This window comes from Gordonia amicalis, assembly GCF_022059885.1.
Classification (GTDB): Bacteria; Actinomycetota; Actinomycetes; order Mycobacteriales; family Mycobacteriaceae; genus Gordonia; species Gordonia amicalis.
The window spans coordinates 4,034,119-4,052,521 of the sequence record NZ_CP091855.1 but is presented as its reverse complement, the minus strand read 5'-3'; the positions used below and the strand labels follow the sequence as shown (position 1 = coordinate 4,052,521).

The 18,403-nt window shown below is 68.6% G+C and carries 17 protein-coding genes and 1 riboswitch; of the genes, 12 read left to right on the top strand and 5 right to left on the bottom strand.

All coding sequences use genetic code 11. The features are described 5' to 3' along the window. The first annotated feature begins 4 nt into the window (after positions 1–4). Entirely contained in the window at positions 5–1,081 is a 1,077-nt protein-coding gene (trpD, locus tag IHQ52_RS18555; RefSeq protein WP_024500408.1) for an anthranilate phosphoribosyltransferase, read from the top strand. Here the strand turns inward: trpD and IHQ52_RS18550 are convergent. Further along, complete coding sequence (locus tag IHQ52_RS18550; protein ID WP_024500407.1) at positions 1,078–1,356, bottom strand: Lrp/AsnC family transcriptional regulator; 279 nt, start codon at positions 1,354–1,356, stop codon at positions 1,078–1,080. The genes trpD and IHQ52_RS18550 overlap by 4 nt on opposite strands. Next, positions 1,353–3,209: a DEDD exonuclease domain-containing protein gene (locus IHQ52_RS18545; protein ID WP_193748699.1), complete on the bottom strand. Its 1,857-nt coding sequence runs from the start codon at positions 3,207–3,209 to the stop codon at positions 1,353–1,355. Before IHQ52_RS18545 ends, IHQ52_RS18550 begins: the two co-directional genes overlap by 4 nt. Positions 3,210–3,889: 680 nt before the next feature. Next, a riboswitch (cyclic di-AMP (ydaO/yuaA leader) is annotated at positions 3,890–4,122 on the top strand. Between the two features lie 17 nt (positions 4,123–4,139). On the opposite strand from IHQ52_RS18545, the gene IHQ52_RS18540 reads away from it, so the two are divergent. The 4 genes from IHQ52_RS18540 to IHQ52_RS18525 all read left to right on the top strand — a co-directional run bounded on the left by IHQ52_RS18540 (position 4,140) and on the right by IHQ52_RS18525 (position 8,574). After that, the gene (locus tag IHQ52_RS18540; RefSeq protein ID WP_024500405.1) at positions 4,140–4,820 is read left to right on the top strand and encodes a C40 family peptidase; all 681 of its coding nucleotides are present in this window, start codon (positions 4,140–4,142) and stop codon (positions 4,818–4,820) included. Positions 4,821–4,957: 137 nt separating this feature from the next. Further along, positions 4,958–6,037 (top strand): C40 family peptidase, encoded by a 1,080-nt coding sequence (locus tag IHQ52_RS18535; RefSeq protein WP_024500404.1) that lies wholly within the window; start codon positions 4,958–4,960, stop codon positions 6,035–6,037. A 9-nt stretch (positions 6,038–6,046) separates the two neighbouring features. Next, a complete protein-coding gene (locus IHQ52_RS18530) occupies positions 6,047–7,450 on the top strand; it encodes a gluzincin family metallopeptidase (protein WP_006434967.1) in 1,404 nt (467 codons plus the stop codon). Further along, positions 7,450–8,574: a glycosyltransferase family 4 protein gene (locus IHQ52_RS18525; RefSeq protein WP_006434968.1), complete on the top strand. Its 1,125-nt coding sequence runs from the start codon at positions 7,450–7,452 to the stop codon at positions 8,572–8,574. Before IHQ52_RS18530 ends, IHQ52_RS18525 begins: the two co-directional genes overlap by 1 nt. Before the next feature lie 7 nt (positions 8,575–8,581). On the opposite strand, the gene IHQ52_RS18520 is transcribed toward IHQ52_RS18525, so the two are convergent. Then, positions 8,582–9,529 (bottom strand): NADP-dependent oxidoreductase, encoded by a 948-nt coding sequence (locus IHQ52_RS18520; RefSeq protein WP_006434969.1) that lies wholly within the window; start codon positions 9,527–9,529, stop codon positions 8,582–8,584. A 65-nt stretch (positions 9,530–9,594) separates the two neighbouring features. Then, entirely contained in the window at positions 9,595–11,403 is a 1,809-nt protein-coding gene (locus IHQ52_RS18515) for an AMP-dependent synthetase/ligase (RefSeq protein WP_006434970.1), read from the bottom strand. Positions 11,404–11,511: 108 nt separating this feature from the next. Between IHQ52_RS18515 and IHQ52_RS18510 the strand changes: the two genes are divergently transcribed. The 6 genes from IHQ52_RS18510 (at position 11,512) to IHQ52_RS18485 (ending at position 16,037) form a co-directional block, all read left to right on the top strand. Continuing rightward, a complete protein-coding gene (locus tag IHQ52_RS18510) occupies positions 11,512–11,955 on the top strand; it encodes a hypothetical protein (RefSeq protein WP_006434971.1) in 444 nt (147 codons plus the stop codon). Further along, entirely contained in the window at positions 11,955–12,392 is a 438-nt protein-coding gene (locus IHQ52_RS18505; RefSeq protein ID WP_006434972.1) for an SRPBCC family protein, read from the top strand. The genes IHQ52_RS18510 and IHQ52_RS18505 overlap by 1 nt, the downstream gene beginning before the upstream one ends. A 20-nt stretch (positions 12,393–12,412) precedes the next feature. Next, entirely contained in the window at positions 12,413–13,597 is a 1,185-nt protein-coding gene (locus tag IHQ52_RS18500) for an ArsA family ATPase (protein ID WP_006434973.1), read from the top strand. 169 nt (positions 13,598–13,766) lie between these two features. After that, positions 13,767–14,201, top strand: coding sequence for a hypothetical protein (locus IHQ52_RS18495; protein ID WP_006434974.1), 435 nt, complete (start codon positions 13,767–13,769; stop codon positions 14,199–14,201). Continuing rightward, positions 14,201–15,190 (top strand): ROK family protein, encoded by a 990-nt coding sequence (locus IHQ52_RS18490; protein ID WP_006434975.1) that lies wholly within the window; start codon positions 14,201–14,203, stop codon positions 15,188–15,190. The genes IHQ52_RS18495 and IHQ52_RS18490 overlap by 1 nt, the downstream gene beginning before the upstream one ends. A gap of 136 nt (positions 15,191–15,326) precedes the next feature. Further along, on the top strand, positions 15,327–16,037 hold the full coding sequence (locus IHQ52_RS18485; protein WP_040004541.1) for a lysophospholipid acyltransferase family protein: 711 nt from the start codon (positions 15,327–15,329) through the stop codon (positions 16,035–16,037). Between the two features lie 142 nt (positions 16,038–16,179). Here the strand turns inward: IHQ52_RS18485 and IHQ52_RS18480 are convergent, their stop codons facing one another. After that, on the bottom strand, positions 16,180–17,772 hold the full coding sequence (locus tag IHQ52_RS18480; RefSeq protein WP_040004535.1) for a glycosyltransferase 87 family protein: 1,593 nt from the start codon (positions 17,770–17,772) through the stop codon (positions 16,180–16,182). 135 nt (positions 17,773–17,907) lie between these two features. Between IHQ52_RS18480 and IHQ52_RS18475 the strand changes: the two genes are divergently transcribed. Continuing rightward, complete coding sequence (locus tag IHQ52_RS18475; RefSeq protein ID WP_006434978.1) at positions 17,908–18,402, top strand: polyadenylate-specific 3'-exoribonuclease AS; 495 nt, start codon at positions 17,908–17,910, stop codon at positions 18,400–18,402. Position 18,403: the final 1 nt, after the last annotated feature.

Below are 18,403 nucleotides of genomic sequence, written 5' to 3'. Positions count from 1 at the left end.
GCCTGTGAGTACCGCAAAGTCTGCCTTCAGCTGGCCGCAGATCCTCGGCAAGATCACCGATCGCATCGACCTCACCGCCGAAGAGGCCGCCTGGGCGATGAACGAGATCATGACCGACAGTGCCAGCGGCGCACAGATCGCCGCCTTCGGTGTCGGCGTGAAGATGAAGGGCGCGGCTCCCGGCGAGCTCATCGGCCTGGCGCAGGCGATGCTCGACCATGCGACGCTCGTCGAGGTGAGTCGTCCGGCGGTCGACGTGGTCGGTACGGGCGGCGACCGGTCGCACACCGTGAACATCTCCACGATGACGTCGATCGTCATCGCGGCCGCCGGGGTGGCGGTCGTGAAGCACGGGAACCGGGCGGCGTCGTCGAAGAGCGGCGGTGCCGACGTGCTGGAGGCGCTCGGCGTGGACATCACCCTGTCCGCCGACGCGGTCGCGCGCTGTGTGGACGAACTCGGTATCGGGTTCTGCTTCGCGCCGGTGTTCCACCCGGCCTTCCGTTTCACCGGTCCGCCGCGCAAGGAGATCGGCATCCCGACCGTGTTCAACGTGCTCGGGCCGCTGACGAACCCGGCACGTCCCACCGCGGGCCTCATCGGGTGCGCCTTCGCCGACCTTGCACCGGTTCTCGCCGGCGCTTTTGCCGACCGCGGTGGATCGGCACTGGTGGTGCGCGGCGACGACGGCCTCGACGAACTCACCACGACCACCACCTCGACGGTGTGGCAGGTCGTCGGCGGCAGCGTCACCCAGCTCGGCGTCGACCCGGCCGATCTCGGCATCGCGCGCGTCGAGCTGTCCGCGCTGCAGGGCGGCGATGCGGTCGCAAACGCCGCGATCGCGCGGGAATTGTTCGCGGGCACAACCGGTCCCGTACGTGACGCGGTGCTGCTGAACTCGGCCGGCGCGATCGTGGCATTCGAACAGCAGGCGCCGATGACCTCCGCCGAACTCACCGAGGCGCTCGGTGCCGCGAAGGACCGTGCGGCCGACGCCATCGACTCCGGGGCGGCGGCGTCCCTGCTCGACCGCTGGGCCTCACTCAGCACCCAGTTGGGGTCGGCCGCGCGAAACTAGTTCTCGCCGATGGAGAAGCCACCCTCGACGTCCGAGCTCGAGTAGCTGCGGAACGCGATGTGGGTGGCGCTCTTGAGCACCCCGGGCAGCCGGTTGATCTCTCCGGTCACCACTGTCGCGATCTGCTCGTGGTCGCGGACGCGGATCTTCGCGATGAGGTCGACGTCACCCGCGCAGGAGTACACCTCTTCGACGCCGGCGATGTCGGCCACGGCCTGAGCGGTCTCCGGGATCTGGTGGACGTCGGCCTGGATGAGGACGATGGCAGTGATCATGGCGCAAGCCTAGTGGCCACGAGCCGGTGGACCGGCGAGCGCTGTGCGGGCCGTGGTGTCCGGTGCGTCACCGAGTGGGCATCCGAGCGTGCCTCTCGCGCCGACTGCGACCAGCCGCGCCGGCGCTCGGCGCATCCGGCCGGCAGTGCCACCGGATCGGTCGTGGACACGATCCGGGCACCCGGCTCGGTCATCCACCGGTAGATCAGCGCGACTTCTTCCGCGGGTGCCCCGCGTAGCGGACCTGGTCCGGCGATGACCGTCTCGGCGGCGGCGACGAGCGCGTCGACCACCGGCATGGGGGAGACGCCCCGACGGGCACGTCCCGCCGCCGCGAGGCGTCCGTGGCGGACGACGGCGAAATGCCAGCCGCGGTCGTCGTCGGGACGGGCGACGACGATCTCGGCGATCGCACACAGTGCGGCCAGCCGCTGACAACGCGCCAGGGCGTCGATGGTGAGGGCGAGCCGGTCTCGGTGGCGGGCGGCGGTCTCGAACATCTGCGCCTCGGAGAGATCCGCGAGGCGCGCGGTGAGGTCGTCGAGGAGGTCGTCGGCCTCCCCACGCATCAGGCGGCGGGCCGCGGTCACGCGCGGCAGATAGTCCGGGACCGTCTGGGGCGCTGCGGCGGCGGCATGACATCCGCCGGGCTGCCGGACGCCGTCGGGAGTCGGGCACCAGTGGTAGCCGGTGACCCCGAGGCGTTTGGTGCACGTGCGGAGTCCGGCGGCTGCGGCGATCACGTCGGCAACCGTCGACGCGTTGTTGCGGTTGCCCACCGGACCGATGGATTCGTCGGTGGGGGTGCGGCTGACCTTGAGACGCGGGAAACGTTCCTCGGTCAGGGTCACCCACCACCCCTTGTGGGGCTGTGTCGAACGTCCGTTGTAGGCAGGTGCGTGCGCCGCCAGCAGTCGCAACTCGCGGACGGCCGCCTCCAGGGCGTGGGAACACTCGACGGCGTCGACACGCTCGGCGAGCAGGACCATCTCGGTGATGCGTCGCCGGGGATCGCTGCCGGAGAAATAGGAACGGACCCGGCGTCGTAGATCCACCGCGGTGCCGACATAGAGGACCTCGTTCGAGGGCCCGCGGAACAGGTAGACGCCGGGTCGGGCCGGTACCCGGTCGGCGAGGTGACGTTTGCCGCGCAGACGGGGATCGGTGCGCGGCAGGTAAGAGGTGAGGTCCCCGACCGTCGCGATGCCCTGGTTCCCGACGCGCTCGAGCAGACGGTGGAAGACCTCGACGGTGGCGCGGGCGTCGTCCAGTGCCCGGTGGGTGGGACGGACCGAGACGTCGAACAGATCGGCGAGGGCGCTCAGCTTGACCGTCGGCGCCTCGTCGCGCGACAGGATGCGCCGGGCCATTGTCACCGTGCACAGACTCAGGCTGAACGGCCAGTCGAGGTGGAGCCGGAGTGCGTTCTGCCGGAGGAACCCCATGTCGAAGCGAGCGTTGTGCGCGACCAGGATCGCCCCGCGGGCGAACTCGAGGAACGCCGGTAGTACCGACTCGATACGGGGTGCGTCGGTGACCATCGCGGTCGTGATCCCGGTGAGGGTGACGATCTGGGGCGGGATGGGGCGGCCGGGATCGACGAGGGTGGCGAACTCGCCGATCACCTCGCCTCCCCGGATCTTCACGGCGCCGATCTCGGTGATGCGGTCGCCCGCGGGATCGGACCCGGTGGTCTCGAGGTCGACGACGACGAGGGTGGTGTCGAAGAGTGCCCGGTCGCTGAACTCGTTCGATGTCGCGTCGCCACCGGTGGCCTGATCGGCGGCTTCGAGGTCGGCGAAGGTCAGTTGGCCCGAGGTCGTCTGTCCCGCGGCTGCACCGCCACCATCCATGCGCGTCACGGGCCGAACATTAGTTCGACGCACCGACAGGCCGGATGTGACACCCCGATCGATCGTTCTGTTCTCGGCGGAGATCGGCGAGAGGGGCGTTCGTCGATGTCGCCTGTTACCTCTGTGACGCATGTGTCGAACACTGTGCGAACGAGTTTGTCGGTGGTGCCCCCTAGTCTCCACCTCGAAGTGAGAGATCGTCGCCGGCGGCGGCGAACCACACCCCCACGAACCGCCCGATTCGGAGGTCAAACGCCTCCGGCGCCAAGATGAGATGGAGATCACACCATGCACGTTGACTGCGCGACCTGCCCGGCCCGCCCCGTCGCCTGTGACGGGTGCATGATGACAGTGCTTTTCGGCGGCCCGAACTGGGACGATGGGCCCGCTGAAGGTGGAGTTACGGTAACGGCGCAGGCCCTCGACGACGATGCTGAACTGGACCTCGCGATCGATGTGTTCCAGTCTGCTGCAATGGTCACCAGCAATGCTGCACGATCTGCAAGAAACTCGAAAACTGCACGTCATAGGGCATTTCAGGTCGTCGCCGGGACTGATCTCCGCGCGGGCTGAAAGTCGGGTGCGATCTGCGTGTCCGTTGCGTAGTGGACACAGGGCCGTCGATTTCGTAACCTTTCTGAGACCTTTGCGGAGCGTCCCGCTTCAACAGAAGTGGTCCGCACAAGTCACCGCTCAATCGCCCTTGCGGGCGAACCGGGGAACCACACACTTCGGGCAGCGCGGCCAGTCGATGTCAGTCCTGACACGACCTGGTGAGACTGTCCCGAATCGGGGTGAATCGCGTCAACGCGCAAGCGTGTCCTCTCGGGATACGGCTGTGCCGAAAACGCGTAGGGCCACTCTTCCGGCCCGAACCCGACAGCTAACTCGGTCGGCGGTACAGGGAGAAACTGAAGGAGAACTCGCTTCGTGGCCAAACATCGTTTGGAACAGCCCAATCGTGGGAGCAAGGTAGCCAAGAAGGCGGTGATCGCTGGATCGATCACGCTCGGTTCGCTCGCTGCTGCGGCCGGCCCTGCTCTTGCGGCCCCGGTCCACACCCCGCTCGGAACCTTCGAGATCCCGGCTCTGCCCGGCGAGCAGAAGGCTCCCGAGGCTGCGCCCGCGCCCAAGCCCGTCGCGAAGTCGCCGGCCGCAACGGTCGAGATCCCGAACGTCGGCCAGTTCACCATCCCGGGCATCGGCCAGAACCAGATCCCGGACCAGTTCCGTCCGCACGGTGGCGCCCCGCTCGGGCAGCCCCAACTGACCGCAGGCGAGAAGGCCGTCAAGGCCGCGGAGAGCAAGATCGGCTCGCCCTACTCCTACGGCTCGGCCGGCCCGAACGCCTTCGACTGCTCGGGTCTCGTCTACTGGTCCTACAAGCAGGCCGGCAAGACCATCCCGCGTGACAGCTACGGCCAGCTCGGTGGCGGTCGCCCGGTCTCGTACAGCGAGGCCAAGCCCGGCGACGTGATGATCTTCAACGGTGGCGGCCATGCCGGCATCTACGCCGGAAACGGACAGTTCGTCCATTCCTCGACCTACGGCACCCCCGTCAAGCGTGACGCGGTCAAGGAGTGGCAGCTCACCGGCATCCGCCGCTACTGACATCAACTGAACAAGAGCATCAGGGAAAGGGCGGGTCGCGGTTTGGTGCGATCCGCCCGATCCGGTCCTTGGGGTCATCGGGGGAACTTACGGTGGTCCGCGGACGATAACGAAGCGGTAAGGAAGTGACTGGCACCGTGCTTTCCGGGGAGGGGCGAGTGAACGCGACTCGTATCCGTGCACGATCGGGCCCGATGGTGCTCGTCATGTGTCTGCTGGCGGCCATTGTGACCGTCGTCCCACTGACGACCGGCGGAACCGGGCAGGCGCGGGCCGTGCCCGCGCGATCTGCCGATCAGCTTCTCGATCGGTACAAGCAGCTCGGCACCGAGGCCGAGAAGACCACCGAGGCGATGCACAACGCCAAGATCGAGTACGACAAGCAGCGCTCGATCGTCGTGCAGGCCAAGAAGGCCGCCGCCGACGCCCAGCGCAAGCTCGACATCAGCCGTGAGCAGCTCGCCGCTTACCAGGCGAGGGTCGACGCCATCGTGCGGGCCAGCTACCAGGGAGCCCGCGTCAGCGGACTCTATGCGGTGATGGTCAGCGACTCGCCGCAGGCCCTGCTCGACCAGATGTCGGGACTCGACATGATCTCGCGGCAGGCCGCATCGGACCTGACCGCCATCAAGAAGGTCCGCGCCCAGACCGCGGCCGCCAAGAAGGACGCCGACCAGACCGCGCTCGCCGCGTCGGAGGCGGTCTCGCGCGCCGAACGCGTCCGCGGAGACCTCCAGACCAAGCAGGCCGACCTGCAGATGCAGGCGATCCAGATCCGCGCGATCTACCAGTCGATGACCGGCAAGCAGCTCGCCGCCCTGCGCGGCCCGAGCTTCGACTTCGACCCGCGGATCGTCCCGAGGGGCACCGCCGCCGCACTCGTCGCCGTCCAGGCGGCGTTGACGCGAATCGGTGATCCCTATGTGTGGGGTGCCACCGGTCCGAGTTCCTTCGACTGCTCTGGTCTGATGGTGTGGGCCTACAAGCAGGCCGGCAAGACCCTCCCGCGGTCGAGTGAGGCGCAGATGGCCGGCGGACAGCCGGTGTCCCGCGAGGACCTCAAGCCCGGCGACCTGGTCATCTACTACCCGGACGCCCACCACGTGGGGATGTACGTCGGCGACGGATACGTCATCCACGCCTCGACCTTCGGTGTCCCGGTCAAGGTCGTCCCGCTCGACGAGGCCGGTCCCTTCAACTCCGGCCGTCGGTTCTAGACTCCTCTGGTGGTCTCACTCCGCGGGCGTTGGCGCCCGACGCTCGCCTCCGCGGTGGTGCTGCTGATCGGTGTGACCACCGGATGTGGGGGTCCGGGTCCGTCCTCGAACGTCGCATCGGTCTCCACCGGGTCCACCACGACGTCGACGACCCCGGCGAATGTGTATGAGCAGCAGCGTGCCGAGGGTGTGACGCGCCTGCTCGACGACCTCACCACCGCCGTGTCCGCGGGGGACCTGCGGGCGATCGGCCGCCTCGTGGACGACACGGCGATCCCGGCCTTCGAGAATCGATGGGTGACCGCCGCGGAGAACTTCCGTCCCCGGCCGTTCTCCGGCGACGAGTCCGACGGTCGATTGCAGTTCGCCCGTTTTCGCTATCAGCTCGCACCCACCGAGGAAGCCGAGACACTGGTGCCCGCCGATGTCCAGGGGCTTCTCGACGTGAAGGGGAGTTCCGACTCCTGGGTCGCGCCGGTGGAGCTGCGATATGCCCTCGGAGGCGAGCGTGCGCCCGGGGTCGACGAACCCGAGGTGGTGGTGACCAACCAGTTCGTGGTCGCCAGGTACGGCGACGAGTGGAAGCTCGTCGGCGACGCCGAGGCGCTCGGCGGCGAACCGTCCCCGACCCAGCTGTGGGAGCTCCCCGGACTCTCGGTCTCCGATGTGGAGACCGCGGGTGGGACGTCGGTGATCGCCTGGTACCTGCGCACCAACCCGGCGCTGGCGAACCTGCGCCGGCTGCTGCCCGATGCCGTCGACGCGGTGACCGCCTTCTGGGGCAACTCCTGGGATCGACGCGCAGTGCTCGTCGCGACCTCGACACCGAAGGAGTTCGACGAGCTCGTGGCGCCGGGACGCGGGGTGACCGGCACCGCAGCCGCCGCGACCGTGTACAGCCGAGTGGACTTCCCCCGGCGCACCGCCTCCGGCCAGCGCATCGTCTTCACCCCAGCCGCCGACGACCTGGCCGCGCCGACGCTCGCCGTCGTGCTGCGCCACGAACTCACCCACGTCGCGGCCCGGGCCCAGACCGCCCTCGACGCTCCCCTCTGGATCACCGAGGGCGTGGCCGAGTACGTTGGCCGCAAGGGCACCTACACCCGATTCCCCGACGCCGCACCCGACCTGACCGAGGCGGTCCGTGCGGGCAACACCCCCACTGCGTTGCCCGACGACGCTGCCTTCGCCATGAACGGGCAGAACTCTCAGATCGCCTATCAGAGTGCGTGGTCGATGGCTGCCTATGTCGCCGACCGCTACGACGAGGCGCGTCTGAAGAGGCTCTACCTCGGGGTCGCGGCAACCTCCGACCCGGCTCGCCAGGAAGCCGCCATCCGGGCCGCGCTCGGCGTCGGTCGTGACGAACTGGTGGCGGGGTGGGGCCGATGGCTCGAGGGGCAGGTCCGCTGATGTCACGAACCCTGTTGATCACGAACGACTTTCCGCCGCGGCCGGGCGGGATCCAGTCCTATCTGCAGAATCTGGTGGATCTGCTACCGCCGGAGGACATCGTCGTCTATGCGCCGCGCTGGCGCGGCCGGTCGCACATCGACTTCGACGCGGCAGCGCCGTACCGGGTGTACCGCCATCGCACGACGCTGATGCTGCCGACGCCGTTCGTCGCCCGACGTGCCGCGGAGATCGTTCGGCGCGAAGAGATCTCGACGGTCTGGTTCGGTGCGGCCGCACCGCTGGCCGTCCTGGCCCCCGCGATGAGGCGTGCCGGTGCCCAGCGCGTCCTCGCCAGTACGCACGGGCACGAGGTCGGCTGGTCGATGCTCCCGGTGGCGCGTCAGGTGCTCGGACACATCGGCCGCCACACCGACGTGATCACCTTCGTCAGTCGGTACACGCGCGGCCGATTCGCCTCCGCCTTCGGTCCGCACGCCGCACTCGAATATCTGCCGCCCGGTGTCGATGTCGACCGGTTCGCGCCCGATCCGATTCTGCGGCAGAAGTTCCGCGACCGTCACGAACTGGGGGACCGGCCGACCATCCTGTGTCTCTCGCGACTGGTGCCGCGCAAGGGGCAGGACGTGCTGATCCGGGCGCTGCCGCTGATCCGTCGCCGGATGCCCGATGCCGTGCTGGTGGTCGTCGGCGGCGGTCCGTATGCGGAGAAGCTGCACGCACTCGCTGCCGAGGCGGATGTCAGCGATCACGTGATCTTCACCGGATCGGTTCCGGCCGAAGAACTCTCGGCATATCACAACGTCGCCGACGTCTTCGCGATGCCGTCCCGCACCCGCGGGGGCGGACTCGACGTCGAAGGGCTCGGAATCGTCTATCTCGAGGCCTCGGCGACCGGCGTACCGGTGGTCGCCGGACTCTCGGGTGGTGCGCCGGAGACGGTGGTGGAGGGGGTGACGGGGACGACGGTCGACGGCACCGACGTCGACGCCGTCGCCCTGGCGATCCTGGCGATCCTCGGCGACCGGGCGGCGGCGGCCGATATGGGGGCTGCCGGAAGGCGTTTCGTCGTGGAGAACTGGCAGTGGAGTCAGATGGCGGCCCGGCTGCGCCAATTGCTCTGAGTCGTCCCTACGCCTCGGTAGAGACTCGTACCACGATCTTTCCTCGCACATGACCGGACTGGCTGCGCTCGTGAGCGCCGGCAGCGTCGGCTAGGTCGAAGACCTCGGCGATCTCCGGCTTGAGGTCGCCCGCGTCGGCGAGCCGGGCGAGCTCGGCGAGGTCCGCGGAGTCGGGACGCACCCATGCGTACTGGCCCCCGAACTCATCTCGCGCCCGTGCGTCGATGACGGAGGCGACAGTGCCGCCGTCGCGCAATACCTCTGGCACCGAGTCGAGTGCGTCTCCACCGACATAGTCGAGGACGACGTCGACACCGGCGGGCTCCAGCGCACGTACCCGGTCTGCCAGACCATCCCCGTACATGGTCGGCTCGGCGCCGAGGGTTCGGAGGTAGTCGTGATTGGACTCCGAGGCGGTGCCGATCACCCGTGCGCCCAGAGATCGCGCGATCTGAACCGCGAACGACCCGACGCCGCCCGCGGCGGCATGGACCAGCACAGTGTGACCCGACTGCACGCCCGCCCGTCGAATCGTCTGGTACGCCGTCAGTCCGGCGAGCGGTACGGCCGCAGCCTCCTCGAACGACAAGCTGGACGGCTTGTGCGCGAGTGTGCGGACCGGTGCGGCGACCAGGTCGGCGAACGTGCCGCCGGCGACTTCACCGCCGACGACGTCCTTCCGCACGTAACCGAACACCTCGTCGCCCACCCGGAACTCGGGCGTGTCCAGGCCGACCTGCTCGACCACGCCCGCGACATCCCAACCCGGGATCACCGGGAACACGGTGTCCATCACCTCGGCGAGGTGACCCTCGCGGACCTTCCAGTCCACGGGGTTGACACTCGAGGCGCGCACTCGGATCAGTACGGAGTCCGGACCGACCTTGGGTGTGGGGAGATCGGTGACCTCCAGGACATCAGGGCCACCGAAGCGGCGGTAGGTGACTGCACGCATGGTGGCACCAACGGGTGCTCGGGCGGATTGATTCCTGATCCGGCGAACGGATCAGCTCTGGAAGATCACTTCTGGTAGATCGCCTCGATGTCGTCGGAGAACTTCTCCACGACCACGTTGCGCTTGACCTTGAGGGTCGGGGTCATCTCGCCGGTCTCCTCGGTGAAGTCCGACGGCAGGATGCGGAACTTCTTGATCGCCTCCGCGCTCGACACCGTCTTGTTCGCGGCGTCGATGGCCGACTGGATCTCGGCCCGGAGGTCGGCGTCGTCGGAGAGATCGGCGACCGAGGCCGACTCCGGCTTGTTGTTGCGTTCCTTCCATGCGGGGAACGCTTCGGAGTCGATCGTGATCAGCACGCCGATGAACGGCTTCGCGTCGCCGACGACCATCGCCTGGGAGATCAGGGCGTTGGCGCGGATGACGTCCTCGAGTCCGGCGGGGGAGACGTTCTTGCCGCCCGCGGTCACGATGAGTTCCTTCTTGCGTCCGGTGATCGTGATGAAGCCGTCGGCGTCGACGGTGCCGAGGTCGCCGGTGTGGAACCAGCCGTCGACGATCGCGGTGGCCGTCGCCTCGGGGTTCTGCCAGTACTCCTTGAACACGACGCCGCCCTTGAGTAGGATCTCGCCGTCCTCGGCGAGGCGAACGGCGTTGCCCGACAAGGGCTTGCCGACGGTGCCGATCTTCCAGGCGGAGGGGGTGTTCACACTGAACGCGGCGGTCGACTCGGTCAGGCCGTAACCCTCGAACACCGGGATGCCGACGCCGGAGAAGAAGTGGCCCAGGCGTGCACCGAGGGGGCCGCCACCGGAGATCGCCATCCCGCACTCGCCGCCGAGGGCGTCGCGGAGCTTCTTGTAGACGAGCGCGTCGAACAGGGCGTGCTTGAGCTTGAGGACCAGCCCGATCCGACCCTTCTCGCGCGCCTCGGAGTAGGCGATGGCGGTCTCTGCCGCGGCGTCGAAGATCTTGCCCTTGCCGCCGTCGTGGGCCTTCTGGCGCGCGGAGTTGTAGACCTTTTCGAACACGCGCGGCACCGAGAGGATGAGCGACGGCTTGAAGACCGCGAACTCGTCGACGAGGGTCGTGATGTCACTGGTGTGCCCGACCTCGGCACCGGCCTCGATCGCGACCAGGGTGATGGCGCGGGCCAGGACGTGAGCGAGCGGCAGGAACATCAGGAGACGCTTCTCGTCGCGCGTGATGAGGTCGTCGAGGATGTCGCCGGCGAGGACCGCGCGCACCTCGGAGAGCATGTTCGAATGGGTCAGCTCGCACCCCTTCGGGCGCCCGGTGGTGCCCGAGGTGTAGATGAGGGTCGCCGGGTCGGCGGCACCGACGTTCGCGCGGCGCTTGGCGACCTCGTCGTCGTGGACATCGGTGCCGGCGGACACGAGTTCGTCGACGGCACCCGGTCCGTCGGCGCGATCGATCTGGAACACCTTGACCGACTCGGTCAGCGAGTCGATGGACTCGAAGGCGGCACGATGGCCGTCGTCTTCGAGGACGATCGCGACGGCGCCGGAATCACGCATGATCCACTCGATCTGGCTGGCCGACGACGAGTCGTAGATCGGCACGGTGATCGCGCCCGCCGACCAGATCGCGAAGTCGAAGAGGTTCCACTCGAGGCGGGTGCGCGAGAGAAGTGCGACGCGGTCGCCCGGGTTCACGCCGGAGGCGATCAGGCCCTTGGCGATCGACGAGATGCGTGCTGCGGCATCAGCGGCCGTGATCGGCGCCCAGGTGTCGCCCTGTTTGTGGCGGAACACGACGTGCTGAGGTGATCGCTGTGCCAGATCGAAGATGATGTTCGTGCAGTTCTCGTCGTCGGCGATCGAGAATTTCGCAGGCACGCTGTACTCACTCATCGTGGTTACCCTCCAATAGATGCCGTTGTGCAGATCGTAACTCTGTTGGGAACCGGGACGTTCACGGCATCGCCCGTCGGGTGCACTACCCTGCGCCGACACGAGTATGTGAAGCTAGTGGGCGTGACGAGCATCCAGGTGGCCGACGAGGTCTTCGTCGCCGCGGCACCCCGCCTGGCCGCTGCCGTGATCGGCGACCCCGCGAACTGGCGGCGATGGTGGCCCGACCTGCGTCTGGCGGTCACCGAAGACCGTGCCGAGCAGGGGGTCCGGTGGCGTGTCGACGGACCGGTGGCCGGAACGATGGAGATCTGGAACGAAGCGATTCTCGACGGCTTCGTACTGCACTACTTCCTCCATGCGGAACCGACGGAGCCGCTGGCCGGCGAGCGGGGAGACGATCCGCGCGCACGCGCCGACGCGCTGGCGGAGGAGAACAAGCGTCGTCGTGTGGCCGGAAAGGACATGTCCTTCGAGGTGAAGAAGCTCCTCGAGGGCGGCCGGCACGTGGGCGGTCCGGCCGCCGGTGCCGAGACCGCGGAGGCCGTGTGATGGCCGATCACACCGAACGCGACATCGTCATCGGCGCGGACGCCGAGGACATCCTGGCCGTGATCTCCGATTTCGATCACTACCCCGACTGGGTCACCGCGGCGCGTGAGGTCGAGGTGCTGCGCGCCGACCCCGCCGGGCGCGCGCTCGAGGTGCGGTTCGTGCTCGACGCCGGGGTCCTGGAGGACACGTATGTGCTTGCCTACGAGTGGGATCCGGACGGGTCATCGGTGTCGTGGCGGCTGGTCTCCAGCGATCTGCAGAAGGACCAGCGGGGCCGCTACATCCTGACCCAGCAGGTTCCCGGTTCGACGAAGGTCACCTATGAGCTGATGGTCGACCTGCAGGTGCCGATGATCGGACAGCTGAAACGTCGTGCGGAGAAGGCGATCACCGATGCCGCCCTGCACGAGCTGAAGAAGAGGGTCGAAGGCTGATCGATCTCACACCCATTCATGTGGTGCTCGGTCCCGGAGGCTCCGGTGTCTCCGCTGTCGCCGCCGCGGCGGCGTCCCAACGGCCCAGCACGCCCAGGGATTCGCGTCGTGCCGTCACCCGGCCGGAGCAGCACACTCTGCTCATCACGGTCGACCGTTGGTCGCCGGTGCACGACTGGGCTCGGGTCTACCGGCAACCCGGTGAGCCGGTGGCGGTCTCGAAGTTCCTCCACCTGTTGACACTCGACCGGCTCGATCTCACCGAACGCACGTGGTCGGGCTTCGTCGACGTCCTCGAGCACACGGTCGGGCGCAGCAAGGCGGTCATGCCGGGGGTGGGGACCCTCGCGGGCATCGACGCCGCGGAGCTGACCTCGTTGCCGGGTATCGACGACTTCCTGTTGCTCCGGCGGATCCGCGACGAGGCGACGAGCGGCCGGTGGCAACGGATCGTCGTCGACTGCTCGGGGTGTGGCGATCCCTTGCAGTTCCTGCGTGGGGGAGCGGTGCTGAGTCAGGCCCTCAACCGGTTCTGGCCGCGGCACCGGCGGCTCGCGATGGCGGCCGAACGGCCGGTGATGGCACAGTTGACCGCCGCGGTCGACGCCATCGACCGTGACTGCGCGGACGTCGCCGAGTTGTTCGCCGACGCGCATGCGGTGGCCGTCCACCTGGTTCTCGGCGCGGAGGATCGGGCACGCCGCCTCGCTGAGCACTATGTCGCGGGGGCGGACGTCATGGGACTACCGCTGACCTCGGTTCAGGTGAACCGCGGTGTGGGCGCGGAGTCGCCGGAAGACCTCGCCGCGCACGTCAAGGGGCTTCTCGCCGGAAGCGGCGATGTGCGGGTCGCACTGGTGGACCGGTCCACGGAGACGATCGACCGGATGGCGCGGCTGCGCAAACTCGCGGTCCGGTTGCCCGATCCGTACGGCATCCCGCGCGGATCGGCTGCCGCGGTCGTCGAGACCGCCTCCGAGGAGCCGGTCGCCTTCCGGCTGTCGTGGTCACAGCGCCTGCCCGAACCCGATTCGCTGGCCCTCGGCCGCAGCGGCGACGACCTGCTCGTGACCGTCTCCGGGTTCCGTCACCCGGTGCGTCTGCCATCGGTGTTACGCCGGTGCATGGTGGTCGACGCGGCCTGGGACGACGGCCGGCTGACCGTCTGTTTCGTCCCCGACCCCGCCGTCTGGCCGCGCCGGTAGTCGACGCCGCACGGACACCGGGTACGTTCGAAGACCGCCCGCGCAGTCGTGTGCGAGAACGCACGTTCGGCGACCACACGGTACGGTGCTGGGACGCCCGTCCATTTATGGTGGCGAGAGCGAGCGGCACCAGGCCTCCGGGTACGAGCGGTGAGGGGAGACTACGCGAATGGGCACGGACGAGGGGACGTCACGGGGTGACGGGCCCGATCGTGACGACCGCGGTGGTTCGCACGGCGATCCGGTCCGGGACCTGTTGCTCGGTGTGGCCAATCAGATCGACGCGCTGGCGGGTCTCTTCGCAGGTGGCACGCACGACGCGGGTGCGGCTGCCGCCGGGTATGCCGCCGCGTTCGGTGCCGACGGCCCGGTCGGCCAGACACTCGCCGGTGCGTCGGGGGAGATCACCTCGTTGCTGCGCGAGATCGGCGACCTCATCGCCCGGCTTCTCGCGACGGTCATCGCCGTCCTCGAGGCCATCGCGGAGGCTCTGCGGTCGGCTCCCAGTTCGGTGTCCGAACCGCGGAACTACGAGCCGATCGCGGTTCGGATCGGCAGCCCGCGTCGTCCGGACGCGCCCACCGGACCCGAACAGGAGCAGTGATGGGTGAGCTGACGATCGGGATCGACATCGGCGGCACGAGTGTGCGTGCGTCGGTGGTCGACGACCGCGGCACGATGCTCGACACCCTCCGCGCGCAGACGCCGCCCACCGCTCAGGCCCTCGAACACTGCCTGGACCGTCTCGTCGGCGAGCTGACCTCGAGGTGGGACGCGAAGGCCGTCGGGCTCGCGATCGCCGGGTTCCTGACCACCGACCGCAGCATTGTCCGGTTCGCGCCCCATCTGCCGTGGCGTGAGGCCCCGGTGGCCGAGGACATGACCCGACGCGTCGGCATCCCGGTGTTCGCCGAACACGACGCCAACGCGGCGGCGGTGGCCGAGGTGCGGTTCGGTGCGGCCGCGCGTGGACACAACACCGTGGTGCTCGCGATCGGTACCGGCATCGGTGCCGGTCTCGTCATCGACGGCGAGATCTACCGCGGGAGTTACGGCGTCGCACCGGAACTCGGACACCTCGCGATCGTCCCCGACGGTCGTGCCTGTGCCTGTGGCAAACGCGGATGCTGGGAAAGGTATTGCAGCGGAACCGCTTTGGTTGACACCGTGGTCGAGTTGCTGGCCGACGGCGACTGGGGGCGCAGCCAGCTCGCCGCCGACGTCGCCGCCGACCCCGGTTCCCTGACCGGCCGGCGGGTCGCCGGTGCGGCCGCCGACGGCGATGCCGTGGCCCTGGCGGCCTTCGCCCGGTTCGCGACCTCCCTGGGACAGGGTCTGGCGATGATCGCAGACATCTTCGACCCGGACCTGATCGTGCTGGCCGGCGGCGTCGGCGCGGCCTCGGGCTTGTTCCTCGACGAGGCGCGCGAGCACTACGCACGGCAGGTCACCGGTGCCGGCCACCGTCAGCTCGCCCGGATTCGTGGCACCCAGCTCGGTGAGACGGCCGGTGTCGTCGGCGCGGCCGAGGTTGCGCGCCAAGCACTTCGGGCGGCGGCGAGCCGGTCGGCGCCGCCGTCTGCCGCCCGCTGAGGAAACCGGGGCCGGTCGGTAGAGTCGACGCAGGTAAGGTCTTGATGTCGGGACCACGGGGTGCGGGTTCCGGCGGTGGGGGTCCGCTGTCGACACCGGCATCGGGTCAGGAGTAGTGCGCGGCGAGGAGAGTCTCATGTGGTACTGGGCGTTCAAGTACATCTTCCTGGGACCGTTCCTCCGCGTCCTGGGTCGCCCGACGATCGAGGGGCACGAGAACATCCCGGTCGACGGGCCCGCCATCCTGGCGAGCAATCACCTCGCGGTGATGGACAGCTTCTTCCTCCCGCTGATGGTCGACCGCCGGATCTACTTCCTCGCCAAGAGCGAGTACTTCACCGGCACGGGTCTCAAGGGCGCGTTCCAGCGGTGGTTCTTCACCGCGGTCGGTCAGATCCCCATCGACCGGTCGGGTGCGGCCGCCGCCGAAGGTGCCTTCACCGGCGCACGCCGCCAACTCGACAAGGGCAAGCTGATGGGCATGTACCCGGAAGGCACCCGCTCACCCGATGGCCGCCTGTACAAGGGCAAGACCGGACTCGCGCGTCTGGCGATGGACACCGGAGTGCCGGTCATCCCGGTCGCCATGATCGACACCCACAAGTTCAACCCGCCCGGGTCGATCCTGCCGCGCCCCACGAAGGTGACCGTCCGCATCGGCAAGCCGCTCGACTTCTCCCGCTTCGAGGGAATGGAGGGCAACCGCTACATCGAGCGCGCCGTCACCGACGAGATCATGTACGAACTCATGCAGCTCTCCGGCCAGCAGTACGTCGACGTCTACGCCGCGAGCCTCAAGAACAAGGCCCCGTCCACCGAGTCGCAGGCCGCCGACGCGGTCGCCTGAGCAGTGCGACCCGCAGCCCGGTGCACGGCACCCTGATCGAGGTCGCGTGCGACATCAACCAGGGGTGAACGACGTCGACCGAGCTGTGCGCCGAGCGGCGGCCCAACTCACGCATGTAAAGCGTTGACGATCGAAGTGATGACTAACCCGCTTCGCCCACCCGCGCGTCGTCGAGGACGGCGCACAGCTCGGGAATCCAGTCACGGTCGGCGGGTACGACGTCGTCGAGGTCGAGCCGGCGCAGTTCGTCGGCCGAGAACCACTGCATGTCCAGATGTTCCAGGGCGGCCGGGGTTCCGGAACGTAGGCGAGCGCGGTAGGCGTACAGCATCAGGCCGTTGGGGAGGGTGACCTCCGCCCCGATACGCCCAGCCACCTCGATCTCGGCCCCGAGTTCCTCGCGGATCTCGCGGGTGAGAGCGGTCGCGTGGGTCTCGCCGGATTCGACTCGGCCACCGGGCAGTTCCCACTTGCCGGCGAGCTCGGCCGGATGTGCGCGCTGGGCGAGCAGAACCCGACCGTCGTCGACGATGGCCGCTGCCACCACATCCTGCGGGCGGTCGTCGGTCCGGTGGGCGCCGCGCGCCGCACGGGTGGCGATCAGCCAGCCCATCGTGACGAAGGTGGCGATCGACCAGGCCGCTCCGAACACGGCCTCGACGGCAGCCTGGGGCTCGGGTCCGTATTCGATGAGGACGCGCAGGATCCACGGGATGCCGAGCCCGGCGACGACCACCCACATGCCCAGGATCGCGCGGGCGCCGGGGCGTCGAGCGCCCGCGCCGTGTACGAGCCAGACGCCGAGCGGCACCACCCACACCCAGTGGTGGACCCAGGAGATCGGTGAGATCAGCAGGCCGAAGAACTGCACGACGAGCAGGACGCCGAGGGCGTCGGACACCGACCGCCAGGTGAACACGGCCACGACGGTGGCGACCAGGACGCCGAGGAACCAGATCCAGCCGGTGCCGACGTCGAAACCGACGAACCGCGAGAGGGTCCCGCGCAGGCTCTGGTTGATGACCGCCTGGACGGGGCCGATGCGTTCGGCGTCCCCGAACAGGGTGCCGTAGTAGGTCCGGGTGACCTCCGGGAAGAGCAGCAGGCAGCCGAGGACCGTGAGCACGAAGGCGAACGCCGCCGACAGCGCACCCGACGGCTTGCGGACGGCGAGGTACCAGAGGCCGCTGATGGCCGGGGTGAGCTTGATGCCGGCCATGAGGCCGATCAGTGCGCCGCCCGCGAGCACACCGCGCTCGCTCGGGGTCCCGTCGGCGCGACGCGCCCAGGAGATCGCCATCAGGGTGCCGAGCATCAGGAAGACGTTGATCTGGCCGTAGTCCAGGGTCACCCGGACCGGCTCACACCAGATGGCCGGTGCGGTCCACAGCGCCGCGAGTGCGTGGACGTCGGTGGACCGGCCGCACAGTCGGAGCGCGAGCACCACACAGGCGTAGAGGGCGGCGAAGGTCGCGAGCTGCCAGCCGATCGCCACGATGTCCCACGGGATCAGCGACAGGGGATAGAGCACCACCGCGGCGAACGGTGGGTAGGTGAAGGGCAGCGCGAAGTCCGTCTCACCGGAATAGGTGAACAAATAGAGCGACCCGTCGGCGAGACCCGCCGAACCGTCGCGGTAAACATGCAGGTCGACGAAGTTCCTGCCGTTCACGGTCAGCGTGTCCCAGACGAGCCGCGCGATGATCGACGCCGCCAGGAGAGCGGTCGCCAGCACAGACCTGGAGCGCACGAATTACCAGGGTAGCCAGCAAACGACGGCAATGGCGAAACGTACATCGCCCGGGCGCGTGTGCGGGTCCCGTCCGAGGGTGTCCCGGGACGTGGAAAAACGGCGTGTGAAACTGTCCCCATGCGGTTCTTCTACGACTCGGAGTTCATCGAGGACGGAAACACCATCGAGCTGGTCTCGATCGGGGTCGTCGGCGAGGACGGCCGTGAGTTCTATGCGGTGTCCACCGAGTTCGATCCCGGCCGCGCCGGTGACTGGGTGCGGGCGAACGTGTTGCCCAAACTGCCGTCCCCGTCGTCGCCGGTGTGGAAGGACCGCCGCCGGATCCGTGAGGACCTCCTCGAGTTCCTCACCGCCGACGGGACCGACATCGAACTGTGGGCGTGGGTGGGTGCCTACGACCACGTCGTCCTGTGTCAGATGTGGGGTCCGATGACCGCGCTGCCGCGTCCCATCCCGCGTTTCACCCGGGAACTCCGGCAGCACTGGGACGCCGCCGGCCGTCCCGCACTCCCGCCGGCGCCCTCCGACGCCCACGACGCACTGAGCGATGCGCGCCACAACCTGCGCCGCTGGGAGGCGATCGAGGAGGCCCGTCGGAAGATGGCCGGCTGAC